Source organism: Candidatus Endomicrobiellum cubanum (assembly GCF_031278955.1).
In the GTDB taxonomy this organism is placed as follows: domain Bacteria; phylum Elusimicrobiota; class Endomicrobiia; order Endomicrobiales; family Endomicrobiaceae; genus Endomicrobiellum; species Endomicrobiellum cubanum.
On the sequence record NZ_JAITJM010000068.1, the window covers coordinates 1 to 7,713 of the forward strand.

Genomic DNA, 7,713 nt, shown 5'->3' on the forward strand with positions numbered 1-7,713 from the left:
ATACAACATACAACATACAACATACAACATACAACATACAACATACAACATACAACATACAACATACAACATACAACATACAACATACAACATACAACATACAACATACAACATACAATGTAATAAATTCCGCAAAAGCATTTTTTAATAAAAAAGTAAAGCCGTTGTCTGATAATTTTAGACAGCGGTTTTTGCATTTTATTGTTAAAAAAGGAGGGTGTGTATAAAATGTCAGCAGAAGTCAGGTAGGACAATTTTTTAAAAAGGAGAAAAAGAAATGAAAAAAATAATCATAACGCCTTTTTAGGTTATAATCATAATGAAATCTCATCAATTTGATGAGATTTCATTATGGGGGAGCTAACTAATGTGTTCACATAAAAATTTAGTAAAAACTTTTGGAATTGCATGTATGTTTTTTTTGTTTTGCATAACAAATGTTTGTGCAAAAGATGAAGTTTCCGCATGGGTTGGAATATCTAGAATAAAGATGAAAGACATGAGAGGTATGTTTGATGACTCTTTGTTGGGTAACATTAAAATTGATCATTCCGAACTTGCAGCACCTGCAGCAGGATTGGAATATATGCATTACATAGACAACAATTTCAAAATAAGCGCAAGAGTGGGAGTGACGGGTAAAAAGATAAATTTTATACCAGAAGGGAATCTAAATCTGATCATTAAAGATATCAATTCATACTGTAGAATTATTATAATACCAATGATGTTTGGCGGAAGTTATAGCAAAAAGATGAGGGAAAATTTTAGCTTGAATGGGAAATTATTTTTAGGATATGCCTTTGTTGATTTTGAATCAAAAAATTCCTTCACTCTTAGCGAGAAGATTGTTAAAGAATTAAACAAGACCACAGGATGTTTCATATTAGATTCTTCAATTGGAGTAGAATGGTTCTTCACGAAAAGGTTTGGAGTAGGATTTGATTTTGGGTATAGATTTACACCTGAAATATTGCCGTCAAAGAACATCAAATTAGACTTTTCAGGTGCAACATTTGCATTAAATTTAAACTACAAAGTATAAAAAATGTTCAACGCAATTTTAGGAATAACACTATGAACAATAAACTTGCGAAAATAATTCTGAGGAAAGATAAATAGAGGAATAAATCAGTTTATTTTCTTGTCTTGTTGTGTGTGTTTATGTAGCTGCGGTGCTTTTAAGAAAGATATAACTAAAACGTGTGAAGGAATTGAAGAAGTTGGTCAAGGCATAGAGATTGCGGCTGAAGTTGTTGACGCTACAAGGGGAGAGATTGAGACTGTTAGAAAAGAAATAGAAGAGGCAGCGTTTAAATTTAAAAATAAAACAATAGACGAGCATACGGACAAGTATCTTATACAAGAACAAAGAGAAGACTAAAAACCTGTAGAATGCAAATCTCGGACAACACATTAGTAAACGATGGATGTTTTTTAGAATTGCCTTAAGGGAGTAAAAGTGGAAAGTGTCAAAATTAAAGATAGCAATTCTTTAGCGTATGTTCCTATTTTGATTTTACAAAGCAGTTTCTTAAATCAGTCGCTTAAGACTTCAAGAGTCTAATAAGTTATGAGCATTTACGACAAGCACATGAAAGTTATGATAAAATCTTAATTATCGTCGTGATCGTTCCCTCTCTTCTTGCAGAAGAAGGTAGGGTGATGGGTTGACTTTCGTCGGTAAATATTTTCATGCGTTTGTCCTGATGAACGTTTGCATGCGCTTGACAAGATATAATAAAGTTTAGTAGAACGCTAGAAATGTTAGGCTAGTTCCACTAATTTTGAAGGATAAAACGAAATGAAAAAAGATATTCTTTTAGTGGCAGCAGTGTTTCTGCTTTTTAGTTCTTCATGTCTTTTTGCAGCGATAGATAAAGAATTGGGTACATCTGTTGGTTTTCCAAGCGGGAAACTATAGACGGCGCAAGCATATTAAGTGTGGATTCATGCTTTTGTATAGGTGAGCGTGAAAGTTCAAAACAGAAAAGTGTAAAAGAAAAGCTAGGATGGAGAATGAGTGTTTCTAAAATAGATAGAAAGAATGATAAGATTGAAAATAGCAAAGTTAAATATACTTCTCTTAAGTTCATGGAAATTTCTGAATTCCTAATAAATGAAAAAGTTTCGTTTAATGTGAAAGGACTTTTCGGTTTAAGGGTGTATACTCACAACGAACTTTGGAAGAATAATGATGAATGCCCTGTAACAAGCGTAGTTCCAGAGATAGAATTACTCGTAGGAGCAACGTATTTTCTAACAGAAAGATTTGGAATAGGTGTTGATTTGGGGTACAGAGTCTCAAGAGATATAAATGAAAATAGGGAAAATGCTGAAAAATTTGACGCATCTGGATTAATAGCGGCATTAAGTTTTGTAGTTAAATTTAGTTAAAAGTTTTTAAAGATTTATAAACATAAAAGGGAATGAAGTGACTTATCCTCGAAATATGTGCCAATCATAAGCTGGTGGACCTGTAACCACGCACTTTAGAGTGTAGTTACAGGTTCACTTAGATCTATTAGTTCTTCAAAAAAAGAAATACATATGGAAGAAGAATTCAAGAATTACAGAAAAAAATAAAATAAAAAAAAATAAAAAAAAATAAAAAAAAAGAGTGGTGCTGATAAAAACGGCTATTGGGAAATAATAGAGTAGATAAACTTAAAAGTGTAATTTTAAGAAGAAATTTGTAGGAGGCGTAGTTTAAGATGGCAGAAAATAAAGAAGACATTGAGTTCCCTTTAGTACACAAAGGTAAAGTTAGAAATGTTTATGATTTAGGTCAAAGTTATTTAATAGTTGCAACTGATAGAATTTCTGCATTTGACCATATTATCCCGACATTAATTCCAAATAAAGGTAAAATTTTACATAAATTGTCTATGTTTTGGTTTGATTTTGTTAAGGATATAATCCCCAACCACATTATTACAGGTGATTTTGATAGTTTTCCTTCAACATTAAAGAAATATGAATATTTAAAAGATAGATCTATGATTGTTAAAAAAGCAAAAAGAGTAGATATAGAGTGTATAGTAAGAGGCTATCTTGCAGGGTCAGGCTGGAAAGAGTACAAGGAATCGCAAACTGTTTGTGGGATAAAGTTACCTAAAGGGCTAAAAGAATCTTCTAAAATTTCAGAGCCTATATTTACGCCTTCTAGTAAAGAAGAAGGTGGTAAACATGATGAGAACATTTCTTTTGAAGAGACAGTGAAAAGAGTAGGTATTAAGACAGCAGAGAATCTAAAAAATATTTCTTTATCACTTTATAAAAGAGTAAATGAATATGCTATTTCAAAAGGGATAATTCTTGCAGATACGAAACTTGAATTTGGTTTTTATAATGATAAATTGCTACTAATAGACGAAATTTTTACTCCTGACTCTTCAAGATTTTGGGAAATAGGTGTTTATAAAGAGGGGCAACCTCAAGATAGTTTAGATAAACAATATGTCAGAGATTACCTCGAAAATATAAAATGGGATAAAACTTCTCCTGCACCCATGCTTCCAAAAGACGTTGTAGATAAGACGCTTGCTAAGTATATTAATGCTTATGAAAAGTTAACCGGGAGATTTTTAGTATAATAAATACAGGTTTTTTAACGCAGCTGTGTCCAAAAAGACGCAGTAAGGATATGTGTTAAGGTTTTTAAGAGGCCCATAATGTTTTGTATAGAAGTTTTTACAAAAAATGAGTTCAAAGACTCTCGTGGAAAGCATGTTCTATCCGACATTATTTCATTAGACTTTAATTGTGTGAATAAAGTAGAATATTGTAGCTTATATTTAATAGATGGAAAATTATTTTTAAAAGAAGTTAAACTAATAGCTTCTTGTTTGTTGAGCGATAAGATAACAGAAAGCTATAGCATAACAAAATATGATACAGAAAATCCCAGCTATCTCTTTAATAATAATATTGTTACTTCTAAAGCCGTGATAGATGTTTTATATAAAAAAGGTGTCACAGATACAGTTTCAGCTAGTGTTATTAAAGCTGTCAAAGATTTAGGTATAAACAAAAATATAGAAGTTAAAACAGGCCATAGATATTATTTATATGGGAAACTTTCTAAAACAATTTTAGATGGTATAGCATGTAAACTGCTTTCTAATACTTTGATTCAAGAATATAAAGTTAATGGTCTAAAATGAAATCTGTAACTATTGTAGAAATTCTAAACTTGTCAGATAAGCAGCTAGTAGATTTGAGCAAGAAGAAAGTTTTATCTCTGTCTCTTGCAGAGATGAAAGTTGTACAGAGATATTTTAAAAAACTTAAACGCAATCCAACCGATGTTGAAATAGAAACAATAGCCCAAACTTGGAGCGAACATTGCAAACATAAAACTCTTACAGGAATAATAGAATACATTCAAACTGATAACGGCAAAAGAACAAAAAAAATATACAACAATTTGTTAAAAGAAACCATTTTTAGAGCTACTGTAGAATTAAATAAAAAATGGTGTTTGTCTGTTTTTAAAGATAATGCTGGTATCATAGATTTTGACTCAAAAAACGGAGTAGCATTTAAAGTAGAGACGCATAATCATCCTTGTGCACTAGAGCCCTATGGAGGAGCTGCAACTGGTGTAGGTGGTGTTATAAGAGATATTTTAGGTGTTGGGCTAGGTGCAAAACCTTTAGCTAATACTGACGTTTTTTGTTTAGGTAATCCAAACACTAAAGCTTCAAAAGTTCCAAAAGGCATGCATCATCCTAGAAGGATAGCAAAGGGTGTTGTTTCAGGCGTCAGAGATTATGGTAATAGGATGGGTATTCCAACAGTAAACGGAGCTGTTTATTTTGATGATGGATATATGGCTAATCCACTTGTTTATTGTGGAACTATGGGTATAATTCCTAAAAGCAAAATAGAAAAAAAAGTAAGTCCTGGCGACTTAATTTTAGTTGTTGGTGGGAAAACAGGTAGGGACGGCATACATGGTGCAACATTTTCGTCTATAAACTTAGATCAAAGCTCTGATGTTAGTGCAGTGCAGATAGGAAACCCTATAGTAGAAAAGAAAGTTCTAGACGCAATGTTAAATGCTAGAGATTTAAATCTCTACAGAGCCGTTACAGATTGTGGAGCTGGCGGGCTTTCTAGCGCTATAGGCGAACTCGGAGAAAAAATTGGAGCTATCGTTTATCTTGATAAAGTGCCTTTAAAATATAGCGGACTTTGTCCATGGGAAATTTGGGTTTCTGAAGCTCAAGAGAGAATGGTTTTTGCTGTACCTCCAAAAAATAAGGAAAAAATAGTAGAAGTATTTAAAAAAGAAAACGTTGAAGCAGTTTTTGTTGGTCAGTTTACAAAAGACAAAAAACTTATACTTAAATATGGCAACGATATAGTTGCAAATATGGACATGCCTTTTTTACATGATGGTCTTCCCAAACCTACAAGAAAAGCAAAATGTAATATAAAAGAAGAAAAATTACAAAAAGCTTTCACATTAACTTCTCCTGAACTTTCAAAAGTTTTAAAAAATATACTTGCAGACTTAAATGTATGTTCTAGAGAATGGATTATAAGGCAGTATGACCACGAAGTTTTAGGGCAAACTATTGTAAAACCTTTACAAGGCAATAATATTGAAGTTTCTGGTCCAGGAGATGCTGCGGTTATTTTCCCTCAATCTATAATTAAAGGGACAAAAAAAGGCATAGTTTTATCTAATGGGCTAAATCCATCGTATGGAAAAATAAACACTTATAAAATGGCTTCTTCAGCTATAGAAGAAGCTTTAAGAAATGCTGTTTGTGTAGGCGGCAATATAGAAAAGTTAGCGATTTTAGACAACTTTTGTTGGGGTAACCCAAACGAACCTGAAATTTTAGGGAGTCTAGTGCGCAGCGCAAATGCGTGTTATGACATGTCGAAAGCGTTCGGTGTTCCTTTTATATCTGGTAAAGATAGTTTGCATAATGAGTATTTTATTGATGGTAAGAAATTTTCTATACCTCCTGCTTTGCTTATTTCTGCGGTAGGTGTTATAGAAAATATAACAAATACTATTACAATGCCTTTTAAAAATGCTGGAAACAAAATATATGTTTTAGGTATTACAAGAAATGAGTTAGGCGGATCTGTTATTTCTAAAATAAAAAATATAAAAAATGGGATAGTCCCTAATGTTTATCCAAAAGAGTCTAGGCCAATAATGAAAGACATATATAAAGCTATAGGTAAGGGGTTAATAGAAGCTTGCCATGATGTTTCTGAAGGCGGTCTTGCAGTTGCTATAAGTGAAATGTCTTTTGCTGCTGGGAAAGGAGCACAAATAAATGTTGGTTCTATTAAAACTGCTAGTAATATGTCAGCAGCTGAAATATTATTTTCAGAATCTAATGGTAGATTTATAGTTGAGGTAGCTCCTCATAACGAAAATAAATTAAAAAAAGTTTTTAAAGGTTTAAGTGTTTCAGAAATAGGATATATAACTGATAATGATTTCATATTATTTGAAAGCCAAAAAGAAAAAATAAGATTTAAAGAAAAACTAACAAATCTTTTAAATACCTGGAAATCCATGATAGAGTTTTAGGGAAAACCAATTAACTGCTATAGACGGAATTTAATGACTTAAACTTAAGGTGTCCCAAGGATAGTAAGGGAAAGTCAAAAAGATGTATAATGAGACTATAATACGTAATTTGATAAAAAGAAAAAGAGGAAAAATATATTTTCTCTCGAAATAAATTTTAAATAGGAATAATTAAGTGAAAAAAGAAATAGTTGTTAATAGAAGTTTAGAAGAAACAAGAGTTGCTGTTTTAGAAAACGGCAGACTATTTGATTTATTCATAGAGAGAAGAGAATCTGAAAAAATATTAAATAATATTTATAAAGGGACAGTACAAAATATTGTACCAGCTCTTGGTTCTGCTTTTGTTGACATTGGCTTTGGCAAGAGTGCGTATTTAGGGATTGATGATATAGTAGATCAGAAAGAAGAAAAAAATATTGAAAATATGATTAAAGTTGAGCAAGAAGTTATGGTCCAGATATATAAAGAACCTATAAGTACAAAGGGACCTAAAGCAACTATGGACATTTCTCTTCCCGGAAGACTTTTAGTATATATGCCTTTTAGTAATAACATAGGTGTATCTAAAAGCATTGAAGACAAACAGGAATACGATAGGTTAAAGAATATAGTTTCTAAAATAAAAAAAGATATGCCAGGTGGCATAATAGTTAGGACTGAAGCAGAAGAAGCTAGTGAACAGGAAATAAAAAGTGAAATAAAATATTTATTGAGGCTTTGGTCGTCTATAGTTTCAAGATTTAATAATACAAAAGCAATGAGTCTTGTTCATAAGGATTTGGGCATAGTATTTCAAACTGTAAGGGATTATTTTTCAGAAGATGTTGTAATGATGCATATAGATTCAAAAAAAGAGTTTATAGATGTTAGTGACTTTGTAAAAATAGTATCTCCAGAATTTATAGATAGAATTATACTTTATGATGGAAAATTGCCTATTTTTAAAACATATGGAATTGATGAAGAAATAAAAGCACTTCGTTCTAATAAAGCGCGTTTAGAATCAGGGGGATATATTATAATACAAGAAGCAGAATCTCTTTGTGCAATAGATGTCAATAGCGGAAAGTTTACTTCTAAAACTTCTCAAGAAGATACAGCACTATTTACAAACTTAGAAGCTGCTGCAGAAATAGCAAGACAAT

7 protein-coding genes are annotated in these 7,713 nt (G+C 31.7%); all 7 read left to right on the forward strand.

Annotated elements, in window-relative coordinates:
* The first annotated feature begins 367 nt into the window (after window positions 1–367).
* The gene (locus LBD57_RS06340) at window positions 368–1,045 is read left to right on the forward strand and encodes a hypothetical protein (RefSeq protein ID WP_373470494.1); all 678 of its coding nucleotides are present in this window, start codon (window positions 368–370) and stop codon (window positions 1,043–1,045) included.
* Between the two features lie 111 nt (window positions 1,046–1,156).
* A complete protein-coding gene (locus LBD57_RS06345) occupies window positions 1,157–1,384 on the forward strand; it encodes a hypothetical protein (RefSeq protein WP_373470495.1) in 228 nt (75 codons plus the stop codon).
* A 560-nt stretch (window positions 1,385–1,944) separates the two neighbouring features.
* A complete protein-coding gene (locus tag LBD57_RS06350) occupies window positions 1,945–2,397 on the forward strand; it encodes a hypothetical protein (RefSeq protein WP_373470496.1) in 453 nt (150 codons plus the stop codon).
* Window positions 2,398–2,714: 317 nt separating this feature from the next.
* Entirely contained in the window at window positions 2,715–3,596 is an 882-nt protein-coding gene (locus LBD57_RS06355) for a phosphoribosylaminoimidazolesuccinocarboxamide synthase (RefSeq protein WP_373470497.1), read from the forward strand.
* A gap of 78 nt (window positions 3,597–3,674) precedes the next feature.
* On the forward strand, window positions 3,675–4,166 hold the full coding sequence (locus LBD57_RS06360) for a phosphoribosylformylglycinamidine synthase subunit PurS (RefSeq protein ID WP_373470498.1): 492 nt from the start codon (window positions 3,675–3,677) through the stop codon (window positions 4,164–4,166).
* The gene (gene purL / locus LBD57_RS06365; protein ID WP_373470499.1) at window positions 4,163–6,565 is read left to right on the forward strand and encodes a phosphoribosylformylglycinamidine synthase subunit PurL; all 2,403 of its coding nucleotides are present in this window, start codon (window positions 4,163–4,165) and stop codon (window positions 6,563–6,565) included. Before LBD57_RS06360 ends, purL begins: the two co-directional genes overlap by 4 nt.
* 175 nt (window positions 6,566–6,740) lie before the next feature.
* Window positions 6,741–7,713, forward strand: a 973-nt coding sequence (locus LBD57_RS06370) for a ribonuclease E/G (RefSeq protein WP_373470500.1), incomplete at its 3' end; no start/stop codon positions are given.